The organism is Pontibacter virosus, assembly GCF_003096355.1.
In the GTDB taxonomy this organism is placed as follows: domain Bacteria; phylum Bacteroidota; class Bacteroidia; order Cytophagales; family Hymenobacteraceae; genus Pontibacter; species Pontibacter virosus.
Window position 1 is genome coordinate 77,224 of record NZ_QEKI01000004.1, and the last position, 23,385, is coordinate 100,608.

At 51.5% G+C, this 23,385-nt stretch carries 12 protein-coding genes; 6 read left to right on the forward strand and 6 right to left on the reverse strand.

Going from position 1 to position 23,385, the window contains the following annotated elements; all coding sequences use genetic code 11:
* Positions 1 to 10 precede the first annotated feature (10 nt).
* Positions 11 to 11,110 carry a gliding motility-associated C-terminal domain-containing protein gene (locus C8E01_RS07465; protein WP_165820589.1) on the reverse strand — a complete coding sequence of 3,700 codons (11,100 nt, stop codon included), beginning with the start codon at positions 11,108 to 11,110 and terminating at the stop codon, positions 11 to 13.
* Positions 11,111 to 12,296: 1,186 nt separating this feature from the next.
* On the opposite strand from C8E01_RS07465, the gene C8E01_RS07470 reads away from it, so the two are divergent.
* The 3 genes from C8E01_RS07470 to C8E01_RS07480 all read left to right on the forward strand — a co-directional run bounded on the left by C8E01_RS07470 (position 12,297) and on the right by C8E01_RS07480 (position 14,720).
* Entirely contained in the window at positions 12,297 to 12,833 is a 537-nt protein-coding gene (locus tag C8E01_RS07470) for a hypothetical protein (RefSeq protein WP_116542748.1), read from the forward strand.
* 21 nt (positions 12,834 to 12,854) lie between these two features.
* Positions 12,855 to 13,256, forward strand: coding sequence for a DUF2721 domain-containing protein (locus C8E01_RS07475; RefSeq protein ID WP_116542749.1), 402 nt, complete (start codon positions 12,855 to 12,857; stop codon positions 13,254 to 13,256).
* 249 nt (positions 13,257 to 13,505) lie between these two features.
* A complete protein-coding gene (locus tag C8E01_RS07480; RefSeq protein ID WP_116542750.1) occupies positions 13,506 to 14,720 on the forward strand; it encodes an S-adenosylmethionine:tRNA ribosyltransferase-isomerase in 1,215 nt (404 codons plus the stop codon).
* 115 nt (positions 14,721 to 14,835) lie between these two features.
* On the opposite strand, the gene C8E01_RS07485 is transcribed toward C8E01_RS07480, so the two are convergent.
* From C8E01_RS07485 to C8E01_RS07495, 3 genes are all read right to left on the reverse strand, one after another.
* Positions 14,836 to 16,263 (reverse strand): M20/M25/M40 family metallo-hydrolase, encoded by a 1,428-nt coding sequence (locus tag C8E01_RS07485; RefSeq protein WP_116543020.1) that lies wholly within the window; start codon positions 16,261 to 16,263, stop codon positions 14,836 to 14,838.
* A gap of 105 nt (positions 16,264 to 16,368) precedes the next feature.
* Complete coding sequence (locus C8E01_RS07490) at positions 16,369 to 17,364, reverse strand: DUF1028 domain-containing protein (protein ID WP_116542751.1); 996 nt, start codon at positions 17,362 to 17,364, stop codon at positions 16,369 to 16,371.
* A gap of 106 nt (positions 17,365 to 17,470) precedes the next feature.
* Positions 17,471 to 18,205: a hypothetical protein gene (locus C8E01_RS07495; RefSeq protein WP_116542752.1), complete on the reverse strand. Its 735-nt coding sequence runs from the start codon at positions 18,203 to 18,205 to the stop codon at positions 17,471 to 17,473.
* Between the two features lie 276 nt (positions 18,206 to 18,481).
* Between C8E01_RS07495 and C8E01_RS07500 the strand changes: the two genes are divergently transcribed.
* Entirely contained in the window at positions 18,482 to 19,312 is an 831-nt protein-coding gene (locus C8E01_RS07500) for an NYN domain-containing protein (protein WP_116542753.1), read from the forward strand.
* Positions 19,313 to 19,511: 199 nt separating this feature from the next.
* On the opposite strand, the gene C8E01_RS07505 is transcribed toward C8E01_RS07500, so the two are convergent.
* Positions 19,512 to 20,111, reverse strand: coding sequence for a porin family protein (locus C8E01_RS07505; RefSeq protein ID WP_165820590.1), 600 nt, complete (start codon positions 20,109 to 20,111; stop codon positions 19,512 to 19,514).
* A gap of 129 nt (positions 20,112 to 20,240) precedes the next feature.
* On the opposite strand from C8E01_RS07505, the gene C8E01_RS07510 reads away from it, so the two are divergent.
* Positions 20,241 to 20,837, forward strand: coding sequence for a GNAT family N-acetyltransferase (locus C8E01_RS07510; RefSeq protein ID WP_116542755.1), 597 nt, complete (start codon positions 20,241 to 20,243; stop codon positions 20,835 to 20,837).
* On the opposite strand, the gene C8E01_RS07515 is transcribed toward C8E01_RS07510, so the two are convergent.
* Positions 20,803 to 21,906: an AI-2E family transporter gene (locus C8E01_RS07515; RefSeq protein WP_116542756.1), complete on the reverse strand. Its 1,104-nt coding sequence runs from the start codon at positions 21,904 to 21,906 to the stop codon at positions 20,803 to 20,805. The two genes, C8E01_RS07510 and C8E01_RS07515, sit on opposite strands and share 35 nt — an antisense overlap.
* 112 nt (positions 21,907 to 22,018) lie before the next feature.
* Here C8E01_RS07515 and C8E01_RS07520 point away from each other — a divergent pair, with 112 nt between their 5' ends.
* The gene (locus C8E01_RS07520; RefSeq protein ID WP_116542757.1) at positions 22,019 to 23,335 is read left to right on the forward strand and encodes a M20/M25/M40 family metallo-hydrolase; all 1,317 of its coding nucleotides are present in this window, start codon (positions 22,019 to 22,021) and stop codon (positions 23,333 to 23,335) included.
* Positions 23,336 to 23,385: the final 50 nt, after the last annotated feature.

Genomic DNA, 23,385 nt, shown 5'->3' on the forward strand with positions numbered 1-23,385 from the left:
ATGGCGAAACTTAACGCATGATGGTCACTGAAGTCTTGACAGCCGGCGTATCGTCACCGAACTCGATGATGGCGTAGTAGGTACCATCTGGCAGTCGCTTGCCGTTGTGGGTACCGTCCCACTCTTTGCCATATCCTCTCGACTCGAATACCGGGCTACCCCAGCGGTTGTAAACCGTTACTCTGCAGTTAGGGTAAGTTTCCGGCAGGTTGCGAAGCACCCAGGTGTCGTTGATGCCGTCGCCGTTTGGTGTGAAACCATTCGGGATGTCCAACTCGCCTAAGCTTGTTACATCAAACTCAACCTCTGTGATACAGCCACTCGCATCGCGCACTTTCAGGTAGTGCTTGCCACCGCGCAGGTTCGGGAACTCCGACTCGGTTACAAACTCTCCTCCGTTCAGTGAGTAGACGTATGGCGCCGTACCTCCGCTGATCGCACTCACTTTAGCGCTGCCGGAGTTAGGCTTGCCTGGCACACCATCGTTCACTGCCATCTCTACTTGTAGTGGAGTTGGCTCTTTTATCTCCACGGCACCCAATGTAATGGTGCAGGTAGAAGAGAATCGCGTGAGCACCTGGTAAGTGCCTTTGGCCAGTCCCGTGAACTCTGGATTTTTCTGGAAGGTTTTGCCGTTGTCGATGCTGTACTCTGTGTTCGCATCGCCTCCGGTCGCCTCGATCAGGATTACCCCATTCTTGTCGCCGTAGCAGCTGATGTGGCTTACGTTCGCTACTTTGCTTGATAGACCAGCAACTGTTACCGGCACTGAGAAGGTACAGCCCTTGGCGTCTTTCACGATCAGGGTATAGCTTCCGGCCGCTACGTTGGCCAGTGTGGCTGAAGCAGAGAAGTTAGTACCATCCAGTGAGTAGGTATAAGGCGCTGTGCCTCCCGTTACATCCGTTACTGTCACCTCTCCGGCTTTATCGCCACATGTGGCAGCTGATACTGTGAATTTCGCATCGGTCAGCATTGGGCTGTTCTGTAGCGTTACCGTTTCTGTCAGCATACAGCCGCTGGCGTCTTTCACATACACGGTGTACTCGCCTTCGGCCAAACCGGTGAAGCTTGCTTCAGTCACGAAGTTGGTTCCGTCGATGCTGTAGGTATAAGGCGCGGTACCACCCACGATCTCGCTGATGGCGATGCGGCCGTTGCGCTCACCGCAACTGGCATCGGTGCCAGTCGCCGCGAAGCTTTCCACGCCACCGCTCGTTGTCACCGACTGCTCAACCGTAATGGCACAGCCTTCGGCGTCTTTGATCGTGATAGTATAAGCACCTGCTGACAGGTTAGCGAAAGTAGCCGAGGCTTGGAAGCTACCTCCGTTCAGGCTGTAGGTATAAGGGGCTGTGCCCCCGTTTACAGCCGTTACCATGATCGAACCGTTTGCTTCGCCACAGGCCGCTTGTTGAGCAGTTATTGTCGCTTCCTTCGGACCTTTCTGGTCCACCGTTACAGTCGTTACCACGCTGCAACCGTTGGCATCCTTCACCATCACCTCGTACTCACCCGGAGCCAGCGATGCAAATGCAGCTGAAGCCTGGAAAGTAGTCCCGTTGATAGAGTAGGTATAAGGTGCTACACCGCCAGTTACCTGGCCTACCGTGATCGCTCCGTCATTTGCGTCGCAAGATGCAGCAGTTGCAGTTGCAGTCAGGGCCGAAGGACCCGCTACGTTGTCCACTACTACTTTCTTCTCGATCGTACAGCCGTTGGCATCGCGCACGGTAATGGTATGCTCGCCAGCCGCTACCGAAACAAATGCCGCTTCGCTCTGGAAGGCACCGCCGTTCAGGCTGTAGGTATAAGGAGCTGTTCCGCCTTTCACGCCGCTTGCCACAATGCCGCCGTTGGCTTCGCCGCAGGTTGCTGTAGAGGTAGTCAGCGCAAATTCAGTCGGACCGGCAATGTTCTCAATGACTACTGCTTTGCTGAAGGTACAGCCGTTGGCGTCTTTGATGTACACCGTGTGGTTACCTGCCGCCATACCTGTCAGTTCAGCCGAAGTCTGGAAGTCAGATCCGTCTTTGCTGTAGGTATAAGGGGCTTGGCCTCCGGTTACCGCACCTATTGTCACGCTGCCGTTGCTGGCACCGCAGGTAGAGGCTTTGGTTGTGGTTGCAAAACCTTCAGGACCGTCGGTGTTCGTTACCGTCACCGCTTTCGCGAAAGTACAACCGTTAGCATCCTTCACCGTCACCTGATACTCGCCAGCGGCCAAGCCTGTAAAGCTGGCTGATGTCTGGAAGTTGGTGCCGTTGATGCTGTAGGTATAAGGGGCCGTGCCGCCTGTCACGTTGCTCACGCTGATCTGTCCGTTGCTGTTGCCGCAAGTGGTGTTCTGGGCAGAGGCAGTGAGATCAGATGGACCGGCCACGTTGTTGATCGTGATGGTTTCGGTGTGCGTACAGTTGTTGGCGTCTTTTACTGTTACAGTGTATGCCCCTGCCATCAGACCTGAGAAGCTGGCTGCGCTTTGGAAGGCGCCTCCGTTCAGGCTGTAGGTATAAGGAGCCACGCCGCCCTCTACGGAAGTAATACGGATGCTGCCATTGTCGCTACCGCAGGTCGAGTAGCTGGTTGAGGCAACAAAGCTGCCCGGTCCGTCTTTCTCAACTTTTACTGTCGTGGTTGTTTCGCAGCCGTTGACGTCGCGTACCGTCAGGGTATACTCTCCGGAAGCCAGTGCTGTGAAAGCTGTGCTAGTCTGGAAGGCACCACCGTTCAGGCTGTAGGTATAAGGGGCCGTGCCGCCTGTCACCGTGCCCACTGTCACGCGGCCGTCGTTGTCGGCACAGGTTGCCGCTTGCGCACTCGCCGCTACCGCAGAAGGACCTGCGATATCCGTTACCGTGAAGGCTTTGGCAAACGTACAGCCGTTGGCGTCTTTCACCGTGATGGTGTGGCTTCCAGCAAGCAGACCTGTGAAGGTAGCCGCGGCTTGGAAGTTCGTACCGTCAATCGAGTAGCTGTAAGGAGCGGTTCCACCTGAAACATTCGTCAGGGTCAGTTCACCGTTCGCCGCACCGCAAGTAGAAGCTTTGGCTGAAGCAGTCAAGTCGGATGGTCCAGCGATGTCATTCACCACGATCTCCTTGCTGAAAGTACAGCCGTTGGCATCCTTCACGGTCACCGTATAAGTTCCAGCCAGCACCGCCTCGAAGGTTGTTAAAGCTTGGAAGCTGTTACCGTTGATCGAGTAGGTATAGCCGGCTGTGCCGCCTGTCACACCTGTTACGGTAATAGTACCGTTAGCGCTGCCGCAGGTAGACGAAGTGCTGGTTAGCGTCATGTTGCTTGGACCGGCCACATCTTCTATCGTCACTACTTGCGAGATCACACAACCGTTGGCGTCTTTTACCGTGATGGTATGCTCACCGGCTATTAGTCCTGTCAGCGTGGCTGAAGACTGGAAGTTGGTACCATCGGTGCTGAAGGTATAAGGTGCTGTACCTTCTTCTACTGAAGCCACGGTAATGGAACCATTCGCACGACCGCAGCTCGAAGACTGGGCAGTGGCTACGAAGTCAGACGGACCCGGGATGTTCTCCAGCGTTACCGCCTGTGTATAGGTACAGCCGTTGGCGTCTTTCACCGTCACCTGATAGGAGCCTGCAGCCAGCGCAGCAAAAGTAGTCGCGCTCTGGAAGTTGGCACCGTCGATGCTGTAGGTATAAGGCGCTGTGCCCCCCGTCACCCCATTAATACTGAATGAAGCGTTCGAATCGCCGCAGGTGCTCGCTTTCGGAGCAATCGCCAGTTCAGACGGACCTGCAATGTCGCTCACCTGCACCTGTGCTGCGTAGGTACAGCCTTTGGCGTCCTTCACCGTGATGGTGTGCGTTCCGGCCACAAAGCCAGTCAGCATAGCGGAAGCCTGGAAGGTCGTGCCGTCCTTGCTGTAGGTATAAGGAGCAAATCCGCCGGTTACTTCACCCACTGTGATCGTGCCGTTGTTGCTTCCGCAAGTGGTGGCGGTGGTTGTTGTGGCAAAGTTGGTTGGGATGTTCTTGTTGATCGTTACGGCTCTGGTTACTGTACAGCCGTTGGCGTCACGCACCGTCAAAGTATAACTTCCGGAGGCGAGGCCATTAAAGGCTGTTGCGCTCTGGAAAGTAGTACCGTTGATGCTATACTGATAAGGAGCAGTTCCGCCGGTTACCGTACCTGCCGTGATCGAGCCGTCATTGTCGGCGCAACTCGCTGCCCCTGACGTAGCCGCCACCGCAGTAGGTCCGCCGATGTTGGTGACATCAAATGCCTTCTCGAAAATACAGCCGTTGGCGTCGCGCACGGTGATGGTGTGCGAACCTGCTGCAAAACTAGTAAGTGTCAGTTCAGACTGGAAGTTCACACCGTCTTTGCTGTACTGGTAAGGCGCTGTTCCGCCAGTTGTACCGGTGATGGTCAGTTCGCCGTTTGCCGCGCCACAAGTAGCCGCTTTGGCAGTGGCTGCCAGATCAGAAGGACCTGCGATGTCCGTCACGGTGATCTCTCTGCTCAGGGTACAGCCGTTGGCGTCCTTTACCGTCACTGTATACTTTCCAGCCAGCATTGACTCAAAGCTAGTTCCGGCCTGGAAAGTAGTGCCGTTGATGGAGTAGGTATAAGGAGCTGTTCCGCCCATCACGCCATTCACGGATACCACACCGTTGGCGCTGCCGCAGGTAGAGGCTGTGCTGGCCAGGGTCAGTTCGCTTGGTCCCGGGATGTCGGTTACCTCGATGGTCTTGGCGATCAAACAGCCGTTGACGTCCTTCACCGTGATCGTGTACTCCCCTGCCGCCAGCGAACCGAAGTTGGCTGAGGTCTGAAAGGTAGATCCGTCCTTGCTGTAGGTATACGGCGCTGTGCCACCCACCACATTGCTCACGCTGATGCTCGCATTGCTGCTTCCGCAAGTAGAAGAAGCACCAACCAGCGTAAAGTCAGCTGGTCCGGCAATGTCCTGTACTATAACCTTTACCGTGCCGATACAGCCATTGGCATCCTTCACCGACACTGCGTACTCCCCTGCCTTTACATTGGCAAAAGTAGTCGTGCTCTGGAAAGTGGTGCCGTCGATGCTGTAGGTATATGGAGCCACACCGCCAGTTACTGCGCCTACCGAAATGTTGCCGTTGCTGGCACCGCAGGTACTGGCTTTTGTCGAGGCTGTGAACTGTGGACCTGCCACATTTTCCAGCGTAACTGATTTGGTGAATGTACAGCCTTTCGCATCGCGTACTGTGATGCGGTGAGCGCCTGCTGCCAGTCCAGTGAAAGTGGTGCCCGTCTGGAAGCTGCCGTTGTTGATGCTATAGGTATAGGTACCCGTACCACCTGTAACCGTGCCCACCGTGATGCTGCCGTCGCTGCGACCGCAGGTAGATGGCACTGTCGTGTGTGCAAAGTTAGTTGGCACGTTCTCGCCTACTGTCACCGTGCGTGTCACGATACAGCCGTTGGCATCCTTCGCCGACAAGGTATAGCTTCCGGAAGCCAGTCCTGTAAAAGCTGTTGTGCTCTGGAAGTTGGTGCCGTTGATGCTGTAGGTATAAGGAGCTGTGCCACCCGTTACCGCACCGGCTGTGATCGAGCCGTCGTTGTCGTTACAGCTGGCTGGAGTTGTCGAAGCCGCCACTGCCGTTGGTCCGCCAATGTTGGCTACTGTAACTGACTTAGTGAAAGTACAGCCGTTAGCATCGCGCACGGTGATTGTATGAGTGCCTGCTGCAAAACCTGTCAGGGTCGTTTCAGCCTGGAAGTTCACACCGTCTTTGCTGTAGATATAGCCGGTTGCTCCGCCTGTCACACCAGTTACTGTAATCTCACCATTGCTGGTGCCGCAGGTAGTCGCTTTGGTTGTGGCAGTCAGGTCAGTTGGACCGGCGATATCTTCTACTACAATCGCTTTGCTGAACGTACAGCCGTTGGCGTCTTTCACCGTGATGGTATAAGTACCCGCCAGCACCGTTCCGAAAGAAGCTGTAGCCTGGAAGTTGGTACCGTCTATACTATAAGTATAAGGAGCCGTACCGTCTGCCACATTATTTACAGAAACAGAACCGTTCGCGCTGCCGCAGGTAGAGGCTTTCGAAGCGAGTGTCAGGTCTGATGGACCGGCGATATCGGTCACTTCCACCTCGCGGGTAGCTGTACAGCCGTTGGCGTCTTTCACTGCAATCGTGTAAGTGCCAGCCGCCAGATTTGTGAAGCTTGTGCCACTCTGGAAAGTACCACCGTTGATGCTGTAGGTATAAGGTGTCGTACCGCCGTTTACCTCGCTCACGCTGATGCGTCCGTTGCTGGCGCCACAGGTAGAGGCCTGCGCCGTAGCTGTAAAGTTCGGACCGGCAATGTTACTCACCGCCACGTCTTTGGCAAAGGTACAGCCGTTGGCATCGCGCACCGAAATGCTGTACGTACCTTCCGCCAGGCCCGTGAAGGTAGCCGAGGTCTGGAAAGTGCCGCCGTTGATACTGTAGGTATAAGGCTCCACGCCACCGCTTACATTCGTCACCGTCAGCTGACCGTTCGGATTACCGCAAGTCGAGGAAGTGGCAGAGGCAGTCAGGTTAGATGGTCCGGCCACATCGCTTACTGCGATCTGGCGGGCGATGGTACAGCCTTTGGCATCCTTCACCGTGATGGTGTGCGTTCCGGCCACAAAGCCAGTCAGCGTAGATGCCGTCTGGAAGTTCACACCGTCCTTGCTGTAGGTATAAGGAGCGAAACCTCCCGTTATTGCACCTACCGTGATCGAGCCATTGTTGCTTCCGCAAGTAGAGGCTTTAGTCGTAGAGGCAAAGTTGATTGGGATGTTCTTGGTTACATTGACTGTTCTGGTTACCGTACACCCGTTGGCGTCTTTCGCCGTCAAGGTATAGTTACCAGAAGCCAGGCCTGTGAAAGCCGTTTCGCTCTGGAAGGTCGTACCGTTAATTGAGTAGATATAAGGAGAAGTGCCGCCTGTAACTGCACCGGCCGTAATAGAACCATCGCTATTGGCGCAGCTCGCCGCAGCTGAAGTAGCCGCCACTGCCGTAGGGCCAGCCACATTGGTCAGCGTAAACGACTTGGCGAACGTACAGCCATTCGCATCCTTCACCGTAATGCTGTGGGCGCCTGCCGTCAAACCTGTGAAGGTAGCCGAAGTCTGGAAGTTTACACCGTCTTTGCTGTAGGTATAGCTCGTGGTGTTGCCCGTCACGCCAGTTACTGTGATTTCACCGTTCGCCGCGCCGCAAGTAGTCGCTTTCAGCGTAGCCGTGAAATCCGTAGGGCCGGCAATGTTGGTAACAGCTATCTGTTTTGCAACAGTACAGCCGTTTTTGTCTTTTACTGTGATGGTGTACGTGCCTTCTGCCAAAGCTTCGAAAGTAGCAGAGACCTGGAAGTTGGTGCCGTCCTTGCTATAGGTATAGCCGGATGTGCCACCTGTTACCGCACCTACTACGATGGAGCCATTGCTGCCACCACAAGTAGCGGTATTAGCTGTCAGCACAAAATCTGTTGGTCCGGCTACGTCTTCTACCACCACATTTTTCGCGAAAGTACAACCCTTCGCATCCTTCACGGCGATATTGTAAGTACCCGCTCTCAGCGTTCCGAAGTTGTTAGACGTCTGGAACGTTCCGCCGTTGATGCTGTAGGTATAACCTGACGTACCGCCCGCAACAGCTGTTACCCGGATACTGCCGTTGTTGCGACCGCAAGAGGTTGTAGTCACAGAAGCCGTAAAATCAGAAGGGCCCGCCACATCCGACACTACCACCGCTTCGGTGTAAGTACAGCCATTGGCGTCTTTCACCGTTACGTTGTAGGTTCTGGCAGTCAGTGTCGTGAATGTAGCCGAAGCTTGGAAGTTGGTACCATCTATACTATAGGTATAGTCTTCTGTTCCACCCGTCACACCTGTTACCGTAAGCGCACCATTCGGATTACCGCAGCTCGATGCTGTAGCCGTGGCTACCAGATCAGAAGGACCTGCTACGTTGCTTACCGCTATCTGACGCGATACCACACAGCCTTTTGAGTCTTTCACCCAAACAGTATGCGTAGTGGCGGAGAAGCCGGTTAGTGTCGGGCTTGTCTGATAGGTTACGTTGTCTTTACTATAGGTATAGGTACCTGAACCGCCTGTTACCGTACCCACCGAAATCGTACCGTTGCTGTTGCCGCAGGTAGATGGATTGGTGGTGAAGGCAAAGTTTGTTGGCACGTTCGTACCCACCGTCACCGACCTGGTCACGGTACAGCCATTGGCATCCTTCGCTGTTACGGTATAAGGTCCTGCAGCAAGTCCGCTAAACACCTTACCAGCCTGGAAAGTAGTGCCGTTAATGGAGTAAGTCATGGTGCCGGTACCACCTGTCACGGTTCCTACCGTGATGGTACCGTCGTTGTTTTGGCAGCTGGCCGCCTGTGTTGTAGCCGTTACCGCGGTTGGACCGGCCACGTTCGTAAGCGTGAAGGTTCTGGAGAAGCGGCAGTTGTTGACGTCTTTTACAGTAATGGTATGGTTGCCTACCGCCAGACCAGAGAAAACAGCTGAGTTCTGGAAGTTCACACCGTCTTTGCTGTAGGTATAGGTGCCCGTTCCGCCTGTCACACCGGTTACCGTGATCTGTCCATTCGTAGCACCACAGGTGGTGTTGTCCACGGTGGCGGCAAAGTTGCTAGGACCAGCCACGTCGCCCACTGTTACTTCTTTTGTGAACGTACAGCCGTTAGCATCTTTTACAGTGATGCTATACTTATCGGCACGCAAACCAGAGAAGATATTGGAGTTCTGGAAGCTACCGCCGTTAATGGCGTAGGTCTTCGTGCCCGTTCCGCCTGTTACAGTTCCTACTGTAATGCTACCGTTGGTGCCGCCGCAGGTAGAGGATGCCGCAGTGAAAGCAAAATCAGATGGGCCTGGCACGTTGGTGATGCTCACCGTTTTTGAGATGGTACAGCCGCGGGCATCCTGCACCGTGATGGTGTAAGTGCCTTCTGCAAAGCCAGTCAGTATCGCATCGTCCTGGAACGTGGTGCCGTTCTTACTATACTTATAAGGAGAAACACCTCCTACAATGTTGCTCACCTGCACAGTGCCGTTCGGGTTGCCGCAGGTGGCTGCAGTCGGAGTCAGCGTGAAGTCTGTCGGCATCACCTGCTCTACTCTCACTGAAGTAGTGGTCGTACAGCCATTGGCATCTTTCACCGTCAAGGTATAGTTTCCGGAAGCCAGGCCTGTAAAGGTGGTGTTTTCCTGGAAATTGGTGCCGTTGATAGAATAGGTCTTTGTACCCGTGCCGCCTGTTACCGCTCCTGCCGTAATGGTACCGTCGTTGTTGCGGCAGCTGGCAGAAGTGGAAGTAGCTGCTACTGCTGTAGGGCCGGCTACATTCGTCAGCGTAACAGACTTTGAGTAAGTACAGCCGTTGGCATCCTGTACCGACACATTATAAGTACCCGCAGCCAAGCCTGTAAAAGTAGCGGATGACTGGTAAGCTCCACCGTTGATAGAATAAGTGAAGGTTTTGTTTCCGCTGGAAACCACGTTGCTTACCACGATCTGCCCGTTGCTGTTGCCACAAGTAGAAGAAGTTGGCGTAGCGGTGAAGTTGGTCGGGCCTGGCACGTTCTGCACAGTCACTGATTTGCTCAGTACGCAGCCTTTCGAATCTCTCACCCAAACCGTGTGCGTACCGGCAGCAAAGCCGGTGAGGAGCGTAGATAACTGGTAGGTTTGGCCATTCTTACTGTACTCCAGTGCGCCTACGCCTCCTACTACACCGGAGATCGTTACAGTACCGTTCGGATTGCCGCAGGTAGAGGAAGCTGGTGTAGCTGTAAAGTTGGTGATGGAAGCCTGCGCCACTGTTACCGAAGTGGTAACGGTACAGCCATTGGCATCCTTTGCCGTCAGGGTATAGTCACCGGAAGCGAGGCCTGTGAAGGTGGTACCTGCCTGGAAATTGGTGCCGTTGATGGAGTAGGTTTTGGTTCCTGTGCCACCCGTTACATCACCCGCTGTAATGGTGCCGTCGTTGTTAAGACAGCTGGCAGGATTTGACGTGGCCGCAACTGCAGTCGGACCAGGTGTATTGGTCAGCGTGAAGGATTTGGCAAAGATACAGCCGTTTTTGTCACGCACCGTGATGGTGTGGTTGCCCACTGCAAGTCCTGTAAAGGTATTGCTCGTCTGGAAGTTCGTTCCGTCCTTGCTGTAGGTATAGTTGGCCGTTCCGCCTGTCACATTATTGACAACAATCTGCCCGTTGGCATTGCCACAAGTAGTGTTGGTTGGTGTGGCTGTGAAGTCAGCCGGGCCATTTACCTGCGTCACTGTAAACGACTGTGTAATAGCACAGCCTTTTTCGTCAGTTACAGTCACTGAGTAAGAACCGGCAGATAATCCATTGATTGAAGCTGTAGTAGCACCATTACTCCACAAATAACTTAAAGCACCTTCAGTACCTGTCACATTAGCTGTAATCGTACCCTTCGTGCCGTTACAAATAACAGGAGTGCCATCTAGTGTCACCACCATGCTATAAAAGGTGATCAGTACTTCGTCACTCACAGGAGAACAGCTGCCATTGCCGGTAGAAGTCAGGGTGAGTTGCACAGAACCCGCGCTGATATCTGCTGCCGAAGGCGTGTAAATCGCGTTCAGATCGTCTCTGTTGGAGAAAGTACCGCTACCGCTTGTGCTCCAACGACCACCTAAGGCCGCTGTTACGGTTCCGGCCAATTGCACCGTGCCTGAAGAACAGACCAGTTGATCTGCACCGGCGTTCGCAGTAAGGTTGGTCACGACTTCTACGGTGGCCGAGAACTCTTTACAGTTGATGTTATTAGTGTTTTTTGGGACCGCTGCGAATTTGTAGATGCCAATGGCATTTGCTGTGTATGTAATATTATTGCTAACAACGCTTCCATCAGGACCATACCAGAAGTAGTCAAAACCAGCTGCCTGATCACCACCTGTTACGCTACCTGTAAGCTGCACACTGCTTCCTCCCGGACAGATAATGGCTGGTTCTGGACCAACGGTGACAACGGGTTCGGGATAAAAGTATACTCTAATCTCATCGTAGTGAGAAGAAGTAGTAGCGCACTCACTTGGCATAACTGAGCCACTAACTCTATAATCTACATACTCCGGGGCTGTTTCATCTGGTGTAACTATTGGATTTAGGATATTTACATCACTCAAAAACTTTTCGAACCCACGTCCAGAAATATCTTGCCAAACAATTTTGTCATCATCCAGAAAAGTGGCTGGCGCCCTAAGTTGTGCAGAACAACCACCTACTACAGATATATCACCCTGTGGTTCAAAAGCAGCTAGCGATGTAATGGAGTAAACATTGGCATTGCCACCAGGTTTACATATGGTTAGCGTCAAATATTTACTGTTTGTCCTTGGGATACACATTGCCACCCCAACAGGGAACACCTGCGTGCCGCAATCAACTGTATAACCCATCGAACCACCAGACTCCGCTCCTGAAACCACATCCAGTTCTACCTGAGCAGCGTCCTTGTCTAAGATGATGATAAACTGTATACATTCACCTTTATCAACATTACAAGCGATGCCATTTCTTTTAACCTCAGGTGACTGCCAATACCCATTAGGCTTACCTGTCAGGTCAATGGTATAGGTGGGCACCTGATTATTATTCCCTTGCGCAAACACATCAGGGGATGCTACCAGCTGTAACATCCCTAAGAGTAAAATCGCAAGAAGGTGGGAAATTTTTTGAGTAAAGTTTATTTCCATATAGGCAGGGTTAATGTTTCAACTGATTTAAGGGTCTTCATATTTTGGGAAATTGGCTTAAACTAAATAAAGTAACACGCACTTAGGATCATCCTTTAAATGTTAAATATTACTTTATCAGTATACATTTTAAATAAAAATGAACTAATTAAATTTTATAGAGAATAAATCAAAGTCAACTGGTCATAAATAACACAATGCAGCAAGCAAATAACCTCTTGATCTAGATGCCCATATTGGCGCATTCCGCTTATCTACCACATGTTTATGCCTCAACAAGACCTACTATGAGAATATTAGCTTGTCAAAACTATGCAAATTTTATTTAACAGAAAGGATTAAACAAATAAAAGGTAACTATACTTTTTCAAAGTTCATACTAAAATATAGACCTATCACGATACATTAATCCATTCTATGTATTTTCACAGTTTATTAAATGTTATGAGCGTAGCAGAAAAAGTATACTTTAGAAAAACCTGTCACAAAATATTACCTTTGTCCATCTCTCACTTAAGATAGATTCTATATGAGCGCCAAGAGCTTTGAGCTATTACTCCAGACTGCCTTTGCACCAGAAAAGCCGCAGGTATTTGAGGAGCCTTCCACGGTTGTATACCAGCAGTTGGAGCAGGCTCTGAGGAACTCACGTGCCCAGGGAGGGAAAGTGGCAGAAGAGGTGGGCTTCCGGTTTGAACGCCTGCGCCTGGGTGTGGCCATTGCCCTGATCAAGGCTTATGCCCGCCTGGCCGACAACGAAGGAGCCAAAGATGTACTTGGCTTGCTTCAGGAGGCTGTGAAGGCCAAAAATACGCGCGAAATCGATAAGATCATCCAGAAGAAGATCGGGTTATTTGACAACCTGTACCACGAAATATTTGTGAACGAGCAGCGTGAGCACCTGCTGGCCCTTTTTGAGCAAATCCTGGACGCTACGTCTAAAGAAGAGTTAGATGAACTGATACTGGAAGGTCTGGAAGCACTGCAGGAAATCGACTTTGACGCCCCACAACCCGACGACGATGACGAGCCTCTCGACGAAGACTTCCTGAAAAGCATTCAGTAAATTCATGCCTCCTTCGGGTCTATGGAAATCACCCTTACCACCCCTGCCCTTCTGTTTCCGGCTATCTCGCTTTTGCTACTGGCATATACCAACCGTTTTATGGCGCTTGCCAATTTGATTCGCAGCCTGAAAACCCGGTATGCCTCCACACAGAGCCGACTGGTATACGGACAGATTGAAAACCTGCGCATTCGATTGGTCTTGATTCGGAACATGCAGGCGTTCGGCATTGCCAGTATGTTCGGCTGCGTGTTTTGCATGTTTATCCTTTTTGCAGGGTATAGCACTGTTGGTAAGTATACTTTCGGCCTGAGCCTTTTGCTATTGATGATTTCGCTGGCACTGGCTCTGCGTGAAATCCAAATATCGGTAAAGGCGCTGGAGTTGGAGCTGGATGATTTAGAAGAGACGACGGCACAGTAAACTCCTCACGTCTCAATCAATCCCCAGGAAATTTCTCTGAAAGGCAGCTATACCGCTGTTACTTCATGCCTATCGTGGCCCAGTTGTTATACCTCCTGCATACTGATAAGGTATATACCTTAAAGCAAAGCGTTTTTTTCCCGGATTGAGTACCTTTGCCCTTCATTAGTTAAAAGTTAGGAAAATCAAAAGACCAAGTGCACATCCACTTGCTTAGGTCCTAACTTTAAAAGCTTAACTCGATTTTAAATGCATACCAACCCGAAACATCTGGCTATAAAGGATTTTGTGTACGAGCTGCCAGATGAGCGCATTGCTAAATTTCCGCTGCCGGAGCGCGACCAGTCTAAGCTACTCTATTATAAAAGCCACCATATAGCCGATCACACCTTCACGGATCTGCCGGACCTTTTGCCAGCGGGCAGTTTGCTGGTGTTCAATAACACCAAAGTGGTGCAGGCCAGATTGATTTTCCGCAAACCGACTGGTGGTGCAGTGGAAATATTTTGTCTGGAGCCAGTGAAACCGCACCGCGAAGTGCAGTTGGCAATGCAGCAGACGCGCAGTTGCACGTGGAAATGCTTGGTTGGCAACAACAAGCGCTGGAAAGAGGGTTCGCTGAAGATATTTTTTGAGGGTGGCGTGGTAACAGCAGAGCGCGAGGCACAGCAGGACGGGCACTTCCTCATTCGCTTTACCTGGACACCTGCCGAACTGACTTTTGCCGAAGTGCTGGAGCGCTGCGGACGGCTCCCCCTGCCCCCCTACCTGAACCGGGAGCTTACCCCCGAGGACCGAACCCGCTACCAGACCATCTATGCACGCAACGAAGGTGCCGTGGCTGCCCCCACCGCCGGACTGCATTTCACGGACAAGGTGATGAAGCAGCTGCAGGCCAAAGGTATAGAAAGCAACTACCTTACCCTACACGTGGGCGCTGGCACATTCAAACCGGTAAAGGCCGACACCATGGAGACCCATGAAATGCACGCCGAGCAATTAATGGTATCGAAGCAGGTCGTAAAACAGCTTTTGCAGCATTACGGCCGGCCGCTAATACCTGTCGGCACCACCTCCATGCGCAGTCTGGAAAGCCTGTTTTGGTTGGGGACGTTGCTTTTGCAGCAGCCAGATTTAAGACCCGAGGAACTGCACGTAACGCAGTGGCTGCCCTACGAAACCAGCACACCTCCAGCCGCTGCAGAAGCTCTTCAAACCTTGCTCGATTACATGGAACGGCACCAGACCGAACACCTGCATACCAGCACGCAGATCATTATTGCGCCGGGCTATACCTTCCGGGTTTGCAGCGGATTGGTGACTAACTTCCATCAGCCAGAAAGTACGCTCTTGTTACTGGTTGCCGCTTTGATAGGTGAAGATTGGAAACAGGTTTACCGTCACGCTCTAAGCAATGGCTATCGTTTCCTGAGCTACGGCGACAGCTCGCTCTTGCTGCCTTAATATTGCATCGTCCTCACAGTACCGGGACAGGCTTCCATAGCTGTGATCGTCTTACTAAACAAAAAAGCCAGCTCTATTCAGATATAGAGCTGGCTTTTTAATTGGCAATCAAAAATTACTTTCCGGCCTTAGCGCTGCCGCCATTCAGACCGTGCTCCGAAATCAGGTATACCAATGCGGCCATACCTGCCGAACCGAGCTGCATCTCGCGTCGGTTCACTGTCTCAAAAGTATCGATGTGCGTGTGGTGGTAATCGAAGTAGCGCTGTGAGTCAGGGCGCAGGCCGATCAGCACAACATTGTTCTGGCCTTTGAGCGGACCAATGTCAGCGCCACCGCCGCCACGGTTCAGTTCGTGCAGACCGTAAGGAGCCAGCAAAGGTTGCCACGTTAGAATCTGCGCATATTGCTGGTCGTTCGCATCAAAACCGAAGCCACGTGGGGTAAAGCCTCCTGCATCCGACTCGATGGCCGCTACGTGCTTTTCGTTTTTGGCTTTGGCTTCCTCGGCATACTTACGACCGCCGCGCAGACCGTTCTCTTCGTTCATGAACATCACGGCACGGATGGTGCGCTTCGGCTTTATACCTTGCGCTTTAAGCAAACGCAGCACCTCTATGGACTGCACACAGCCGGTACCGTCGTCATGTGCACCCTCGCCTACATCCCAGGAGTCCAGGTGACCACCTACTACAATGATCTCTTCTGGCTTCTCAGAGCCTTTGATCTCACCGATTACGTTGTAAGACAGTACATCCGGACGGGTTTCGCAGGTCATGCGCATGTAGAATTTCAAGTTCGCGTCGTTTTTCAGCATGGCGCTCAACTCATCCGCTCCTTTTGTGCTGATGGCAGCCGCCGGAATTTTCTCCACGCCATCTTCGTAACGCATGTTGCCGGTATGGGCTACATCCTGAATGTCGTTGGTCATGGAGCGCACCAGCACGCCTACAGCACCGAGTTTTGCAGCTGCTACCGCGCCGCCTCCACGTTGATCGACAGCACCGCCATAGGCAGCGCCTGTTACGACATGCCTGTTATCGAACGGACGGTTGAAGAAGACGATTTTGCCTTTTACTTTCTTCTTGCCCAGTTTCTCAAGTTCTTCGAAGTTCTGCACTTCCACTACTTCAGCGCTCAAGCCCTGTGTGCCGGTGCCTACTGAACTACCCAAGGCTAGAATATTTACTTCCTGGCTGCCATTGCGACCACTCAGGATACGGCCGATTTCTTTGTCGCCGCGCACCCAGTAAGGCACCATTACCTCCTGCAGGTAAACGCGGTCGAGGCCCATCTCCTCCATCACCTGTCGGCTCCACTCCACGGCGGCGGCGGCTTGTGGCGAACCGCTCAGGCGGGCACCGATGTTCTTGGTGAGGAAGCGCAGGTTCTCGTAGCTCTCGTAGCTGGTGAGGGCATCGTCGTAAAACTTGCGGATGACGGTCGAGTCGGACTTGTAGGTGTTTTGCTGCGCCATGGCAGGTATAGCAGCCAACATTGCTGCTCCCGCCACCAAAGCGCGTAATTTGTGTTTAAGTAACATCATCAGGTGAATAATGCTTGAAAGGTTCGTTTAGATTAGTTTGCGGCTTTAATATAAGCAATCTATTTTAAGTATAGACAACAATTGCCACAGTTTCCGCTATACCTACTTCACCTGCAAAAGCTTTTGCAGGTCCTGCGGACTCAGGGTAAGTAAGCCTACCTCAGGCAGACGTTCGGTCAGTTCTTTCCAGTTCTTGTCTTTTTTGTATACCTCTTTCAGGAGTTTGCTCGCTCCGTTTACGTCGCCGTTGTTAGCTAATGTGATGGCGTGCCAGTACTTCATTTCGAGGTTGTTCGGGAACATGGCTTCTGCTTTGCCATATTCTTCCATGGCCTTCTCCATTTGTCCTTTCTCCACGGCCAGGTCGCCATTGTTCATGTGCTCGTAGGCGCGGTATACTTTGAGCAGGCGCTCCAGTTCGTCCAGTGGTTTCTCGTGATCATCTACCCGTAAGTCGATGGACTTGTCATCCCAAGGCTGACCGGTAACCTCACCGCGCACCACCACTAGTGCCGCCGATTGCTTGCCCCGGATGTCGCCACCTTCGCGCTCAGCCGCCTGCATAGCGAGCAACACCCGTTCGGCCAATGGCTTGCCGGCGCTCGTCTCAAAAGCCTTGGCCATGGCCGGCCATACCTTGTCGGTAAGCATCATATTGGCCTGCACCGAGAAATTGGCACCCACGGTGTGCCCCGCATAGCGAATACACTGCTTACCGGTATGCGTCGCCACCCGGCCCTGCGCATCCAGTATCGACACCTGCCTAACCTCGCGGCCCTCGTCCTCGGCCAGCAGAATATCCAGTGCTTCTTGCGGCGACTTGCCCTCTTTCAGTAAAGCAAGCCCGCGCAAGCCAAACGACTTGTTCACAAACGACTGGGTAGCCACCACACCTACGCCTGCCTCTACCCAAGGCACGGCGGTGCCTACTGAGAACCAATGGCTTTGCACACCCACGGCCATCTCGCCGGTCTTCGCGTCACGGGCTACAATCGAATAGGTATGGGCCAGGGGCTCTTCACTTTTAAACACCTGCGCCTGTGCTGAAAAATGTGTCACGGTAAGAAGGAGGGTTAGTATGGAGAATAGTTTTTTCATGGTGAGTTGTACAGGGTTTAACAGGAATCAGTTTCTAATTGCTCCGATAGAGTTTAGAAAATAAGCATATATTACTATCTAGGTATTAATGTTTTATACTCAAAATTTACACAGCATTTTGTACGACATTTAGTTGTTGAATCCAACCCTTCCTTTCATGATAGACAAAGATTCTGTCATAACAGTTTTCTAATCTAATTAAGATTTCATCGTCGGCTACTCCAGCGTAGTTTGAATAAAATGTCCCTGCAATAGTCATCAAAAGCCAATTTTCATTTAAAAATCTATGTTGTTTTGGTGCTCCTTGTCTTGCTTTATTTAGCTTATTGATTTTACCCTCAATAACAGATTCTATTCTACTGCTTCGTAATGGACCGTATAAATTACTTCTTGAATCAAATGTTATAATTATTCCCTTTTCTACTGTCCTAAATGCAACAATCTTTTTTATACCAGGTAAAGGATTCTTTGATAATTCAGTTCTGCGAAATCCAATCTGATTTAAATTTACTGTACATGCATTAACAATAGCTTTAGCACACTTCTCCCTCTGTAACCTTATATTCTTTTCTGGCTCAATTCTTATAACTAAGTTATCTATACCTGATTCGTTTAATAATTCTTTAGCTCTAGAGAATATTAAATTAAAATTAGATTCAAGGATTAATTGTGACTTACTACTATGAATTGATGTCACTTCTATTCCAATTAACTTATCACCGATTTGAGCAACAACATCTGGAGGGTCATTCTCAGGTTCAATTAGTTCGTACTGTGCAAGCCCTTTACTTTTCAGAAAAGCATCAGTCACTCTTTTCTCTAATTCAAATTTATTCGACATCGATTAGTAGTGTATAGTCAACACAAAACGTTTAAAACCAACTCAGTCAAAATCGGGTGTTCAGATAGTTCCTGCCTTAGTAAATATTTCTAAAACCCAAAGTAATCTCCCCTACCCCTATCCTTTTGATTTTAAAATCCTTAAATTACACCACAATATACTCAATCTCTCCTTATATAGGGAATTCCCTACCTTCTAACAACCCATCTACATTTCAGAAGTATAACAGAACAAATTCAGCGTTTAAGGGCAACAAGACCCGGCGCAAATCATTATATGAGCAAACCCCTCCACGAGAAAAAACAACAGCGCATGGCCATGCTGATAGATGGCGATAACGCGCAACCTGCCCTTATTGTAAAAATACTGGCCGAGGCCGGCAAATACGGACAAACCACCATCCGCCGCATTTACGGCGACTGGACCACCCCGCAGATGAACGGCTGGAAAGACTGCCTGAACAACCACGCCATACAGCCCATCCAGCAGTTCCGCTATACTGTCGGTAAAAACGCTACCGACAGCGCCATGATCATCGACGCGATGGACCTGCTGCACAGTCACCTGGTAGACGGCTTCTGCATTGTGTCTTCAGACAGCGACTATACCCGACTGGCGACCCGCATACGCGAAGCGGGCATTTTTGTGATGGGCATCGGGCAGCGCAAAACGCCGAAGCCGTTTGTGAACGCCTGTAATATCTTTATCTATACCGAAAACCTGACCGACGATATTGGCGAGAAGCAGATAGCCGCAGCAGACAAAACCATGCCCAACGGAAAAGAAAATCCTCGTCCAAATCCGGTGCCGATGCTGAAAGAGGCATTTGAAATGGCGGTGGGCGAAGATGGCTGGGCGCATTTGGGAGGTATAGGCACCAGCCTGCGCACCCTTGACCCGGCCTTCGACCCGCGTACCTTTGGGTATAGCCAGTTGATCCAGTTGATTAAGGCGCACAAAGACCTGTTCACCATCCGCAAGGAAGACGACAAAGGTTCGTCGGCGGTGTATGTGAAGCGCCGCAGCGTAGCCAGAAGGCGAAAACCAGGGAAAGAGAAAGAATCTGCCCCAGTTCCGATAAGGGAAGAACGAAACGAACGCAGCTAAGCAATCAGCTATAGCTACGAAACACAAGATCCTGAAAGAGCACACTTCTGCTTTTTCAGGATCTTGTGTTTTGGGGGAACCCTATACCTTTTGTTTTGTGTCTGATGGGCTCATCAGATTGATCTAAGGAGACAAACAGGCGTTTAGGATCGAAAGCGGTTCACCTGCCTGTCATTTCAAATTTTGAATTCGCTCAGAGCTAAATACTGAAACCCACAGTCAGTGATACATTCCTGAACTTGCCGTCAGCTGCGTTCTCATTGAACACACTGGTGAGGCCGTGGTTATACATCAGGTCCAGTTCTACCAGGCGGAGGAATCTGATGCCGATACCGCCGTGCAGCGCAAACTGGGCATTGCGCACATCGCGACGGCGCACGTCCAGGTTATTGTCGCTCACCCCTATGTTGTAGGCAAAAGAGGGCCCCACCATCATCCGAAAAGGCATCGTACCGCCCCTGCGCTTTTTATAGGAGCTTTCAAAACCAAGCAGCACCGGCGCCCTGAAATAGCGGAAACGAACCTCATCGTTCTCGCCAGATCGCGGCTGCACCGTGCGTTGGATGGTTAGCTTATTGTTCACAAAATCAATGCCCGGCTGCACATAAAAGCGGTCACCGATGCGGGCAAAAGCTCCTAATTCTGTTCCCACTCCCGCTGATTTTTCCACCAAAGTAGGATCTTTGCTGATGTTGGAGACATTAAAACCTATCTTAGCACCCAGATCGATGTTGGAGTCTTGTGCGGCGGCTGTAAAAGCAATGCTTAAAAAAAGCAATAGTAGTAGCGCGTTTTTCATAGTCATGTGTAAAATAAATGCGTTCATAATAGATCGGCATAAACCGACCCTAATCCATTTAACTGATTTTCCGGCTTGTATGTTTAACTCACCTATTTTCAGAACGTTACAGTAGCAGCTCCCTATAGCATGAGATCTGCCCCAACAGCACAACCCCTGATCGTAGCACCAGGTATAACCCTGCACGAAGCCCAGGTAAGTGATGCCTCTGCCCTCTACCAGTTGATCGATAGCGGCCGGCCATACCTGCGGGAGTGGCTACCCTTTATCGACTTCAGTCAATCCGCCACTGACACCGAACTATACCTGCGCAGCGTCACCACGCCTGGCAACCTGCAGGACCAGGTATACACCATCCGGTTTCAGAACAGGGTGGCTGGCATCATTGGCTATAAAACCATAGACCGCTTGAACAGTAAGCTGGAAATCGGCTATTGGCTGGGCGAGGAATTTCAAAGGAAGGGCATCATGATCCGATGCTGCGCCGCCTTAATTACACAGGCTTTTGAGCAGCTGAGCATGAACCGCATTCAGATAAAGGTAGGTGTGGGCAACAGCAAAAGCAGCCGCATTCCACAGCAGTTGGGTTTTAAACTGGAAGGTATAGAGCGTGATGGCGAATGGCTGCAAGGCCGGTTTATCGACCTGGAGGTATACAGTTTGCTGAAACGGGAATGGTCGGAGAGCCCTCCTAATTTTGACCCCGGCGAAAGCGGCCGATCTTAAGCTTCGGTTTTGGTGCAGCCTTGGCAGATGACCTACCTGTGCCCAGCAGCAACGATACCGGCCGCAGTTCCTCGTGCTTGTCAGCAATCAGTTTCAGAATGGCGACAAAGGGCACGAACAAGATCATGCCGGATGCGCCCCAAAGGATGCCGCCCGCCACAATCGCCAGCAAGGTAAAGAGCATGTTCACTTGCAGCCGGAAACTCACCGCCAACGGAAAAATCAGGTTCGCCTCCAGGTACTGCACCACCGAAAACACGAAGATCACCCCAACCGGGTACCAGACAGAGTCATACGTGATCCAGGCAACGGCCATTGGCAAAATTGCTCCGATGGAGATGCCCACATAAGGTATAAAAGTGAGAATAGAAGCGACAATACCGAAGAAGACGGCATGCGGTATACCTAGCAGCAGGAGCCCGACACTATTCAGCAGACCTACCACTGCATATACGATGATCATGCCTTTGATGAAATTGTAATAGGTCGTGATGGTTTCCCGCAGGATGCTATGGATCTTGCTGTGCTCCGTACTTGAGAACATCGAGAAAAGCGCCCCTGCCAACTGTTCACGGTTGTAAAGGATAAGGGCCGCATAGAGCGGAATAAGCAGGAAAAGAACGACCGTTGTCACGGAAGCGTACAGCACGCCCTGCACCGCATTTAACACAGCCGAAGTCGCATCTTTTACGATCCCTTCCATCCAGTTGCTGCGCTGCACGTCGTCCACGCCAAACTGCCGCTCCAGGTATAGCCCGAACTGCTGCCAGGCCTGCAGCAGCTTTTCCTGCAGCATAGGCCACTCCTGCCCGAAACTGATCATTTGCCGCACCAGCAGCCAGCTCAGTGCGCCCACGACTATAAGCATCGTCAACAGGCACAGTAAAATCGCGCTCCAGCGGCTCCAGCCACGGTCTTCCATCCACTTCACCACGGGGTAAAGTATAAAGCTGATCAGGAGGGAAAAGCTTAGCGGAACAAAAAGCGTACGCCCAAAGTATAGCAAGGCTGCCACCAGCAAAACGTATTGCAGCAACTTTAGCCAGTTTACTTTGGAGCTCTTTTCCATATTTCGCTATATTGGGTTGCCGTTTCCGTACAACTACTTTTTGAGGCAACAGTTACCTCGACAATATTCCCAAAAAAACATCAATTTCCTAATCGTATACACCGCTATACCCATGACACGCCAAAAGCTTTTTGCTACTGCCTTTTCTCTCTTACTCAGCGCTTCGCTTTCTGCCCAGGACCTCTCCGTTATCAACCAACAGGAGGCCACCCGCATGCTGCAAACCCTCAGCCACGACAACATGCAGGGCCGCGCCGCCTTCTCGACAGGTATAGAAAAAGCAGCTGATTTTATCGAAGAAGAATTTCATGCGGCAGGTCTTTTACCGCTCAATGGCACCAGTTCAAGCCAGGTACCCTCCTACCGCCAGACCTTTTATGTGCACCGTCTCACGCCTAACCAGACAGAGGTGACGCTGGGCAAAAAGAAAATTGCAACGGAGCACCTGTTTGTCAACACTGCCCACGAAGCATTGAACTGGAAACAGAAAAACAAGCTAAACATTATCACCATACCGGAGGGCGAGAACTTCCGGAATGCTTTTGTGAAAGCCAACTCGCACGAAAAAGATGCCATCGTGCTGATCCACCCAAGCCATGCCGAAGCTTTTGCCAACTACCGGGGCTATTTTGCCAAAGGTGGCGTGAAGAAGGAAGTAGGCACCGGCAGCAGCAAGGTATACGTGCTCACCGATCAGGCGGCGCCAAAGAAGTATGAAGTGAAATTTGCCAACAAAATTGAGAAACTGCCACTCTCTAACGTAGTAGGCATGATCGAAGGCAAGCGCAAAGACGAGTTCGTGGTGTTCTCAGGTCACTATGACCACATCGGTTTTCACCACACCATCGACGGTGACAGCATTGCCAACGGTGCAGACGACGACGCCTCCGGCACCACCGCCATGATGATGCTGGCCCGCTACTACAAAGAGCAACCGCAACCGGAGCGCACCCTGATCTTCGCCGCCTTCACAGCCGAGGAGATCGGTGGCCACGGCTCACGCTACTTCTCTGAGCAACTTAACCCCGACCAGATTGTGGCCATGTTCAACATCGAGATGGTAGGCAAGCCTTCAAAGTTCGGTCCAAACAGCGCCTACCTCACCGGTTACGAGAAGTCTGACTTAGGCAAAATGATGCAGAAGCGTCTGGAAGGCACCACCTACAGCATCCACCCCGACCCATACCCGGAGCAAAACCTATTTTACCGCTCCGACAATGCCACACTGGCCCGCCTGGGCGTACCAGCACATACCATTTCGTCGGTGCAGATCGACCAGGACAAAACCTACCACACTGTAAAAGACGAGTTCGAACTGCTGGATATGCCACACTTCAACAGCATGATCCGCGCGATTGCGCTGGCCGCTCAAGGAGTTGTGTCGGGTGAGGATACGCCGATGCGGGTTGATAAGGCCTTGGTGAAATAGACCAAGCACCTCAGAAAAGCAAAGGTCCCACTTTTAACTAAGTGGGACCT